The 1631-nt window shown below is 35.0% G+C and carries 1 protein-coding gene; it reads right to left on the bottom strand.

The features are described from left to right. Positions 1 to 167: 167 nt before the first annotated feature. The gene (locus tag CLAVI_RS05580; RefSeq protein WP_194844612.1) at positions 168 to 1586 is read right to left on the bottom strand and encodes a hypothetical protein; all 1419 of its coding nucleotides are present in this window, start codon (positions 1584 to 1586) and stop codon (positions 168 to 170) included. Positions 1587 to 1631 lie beyond the last annotated feature (45 nt).

Below are 1631 nucleotides of genomic sequence, written 5' to 3' on the forward strand. Positions count from 1 at the left end.
CTACAAATACATTTTTTGAATTAAAAGATTGATTATGCAAAATTCAAAACTAGGTAAATAGTCTCTAAGGCCCTTACTACAAAGCATAATAAAGATAAAAACTTGATGAATGAAAAGAAGGATTACATGAAATAGTAATCCTTCCTGTCTTATAAGATTAAAAAATGTTAACAACAAGACTTGCTTGTAGAAGGCTCTTCTAGGCTATCTATAACCACAACTACTGGAATCATTGTTTCATCCCCTTTCTCATCATCAGAAGTTCCAGAAACCTTTAATGCTACTTCTGAATCTGTGAGCATAGGTAATTCTACTACTTTATCTTCAGCAGCAGTACACTCTTCCACTAATGGACTAGTAATACAATTACTTAACAATCTAGAAGCAGCACTAGTCCAATAACAAGCTGTGGAGGCCATGACTATCTTCTTAGTGCTTTCATCTAGAGGACCACAGGGAGGTAGTAAAGAAGTTACTAAAACACCTGTCCCTAGGCCAGAAGCACCTAAAAGAAGACCTTCCTCTAAGGTTAAGGCTGCTAAACTTTTGAATCTTTTAGAACAACTTTTAGCCTTTTTAAGACCTTTAGCTTTACATTGTTTATAGATTATTTTCCCAAGCGTTGTCATTAATACAACAGCACTACCAACACCAAAAGCAATCATCATAAGACTACAAGGAGGACAATTATTCTCTTCTACAGGGAATGCTGTTGTTAATGGCATGGAAGTAATAGATGGAGCTAGTGTAGTGCTAATAGCCAAAGGACAGTTAGTTGTATTAGTAAAATATTTAGGATACTTTTTATGAATATTTTCTGATTTGTTCCAACAATATGCCCCTCTATCTATTCCATCACCAGCATTAGTATTATCAGTACCATTTTTTACAGATACAGGCATACATGTTGCCTGAGAAACCACAGCAGCCACACTAGTATCTGATGCATTCATCATAGAAAATACACCTGCTGATACACAATGCGTCATGTCTGATATACCCCAGGCTGAATCTGTTACCAACATAAATACATAACTTAGATATTTTTCTCCTGTTTTACGTTCTGAATATCCAGTCCAATTAGTTGATTGACATTCTGGAACTAAGTTAAAAGGAAATCGCTCTCTATATTCTTTCAAAGAGACGCAATAAATATCATGATCTGCTAAAATTTTTCCATTTTGACAAATACCATATGCACCTACAGTCCAGTTTTGTAACCTTGGAGCCTGTGTCTTAAATGTTGGTATGTATGCGTTGCCTCTCATACATAAATATACTAACTCATCATTACTGAGCGCGGCAGTCTCAGTACTCATTGGAAGCAAGTTATTTGCAATAATTTCCATCATATTCTCACCTATGCAAAGAGATGTTGTAACCATACCAACTACTCCCATAGCAAATGCAACGCCTAATGAAGAATCAAGAAATACTGTACATGCTTTTGCACATGTTTTCACGTTTCTTGACACATTAGCTTTAAGCTCTGTCCAACTAGTAGGACACTGCCTTCCTATATGCACTAAAACATTATTATTGAAAGTCTCAATTCCTGAAGAAAATCCTTGACCTATTCCTTTCATATTACCTCTTTTATAAAATTAATTTTTTTTAAAAAGGTATGCTAA

Source organism: Candidatus Clavichlamydia salmonicola (assembly GCF_015356765.1).
Classification (GTDB): Bacteria; Chlamydiota; Chlamydiia; order Chlamydiales; family Chlamydiaceae; genus Clavichlamydia; species Clavichlamydia salmonicola.

Bases quoted from the DNA above. Each gene is read 5' to 3' on its own strand.
- CLAVI_RS05580 (WP_194844612.1), bottom strand. From the start codon at position 1,586: ATGAAAGGAATAGGTCAAGGATTTTCTTCAGGAATTGAGACTTTCAAT.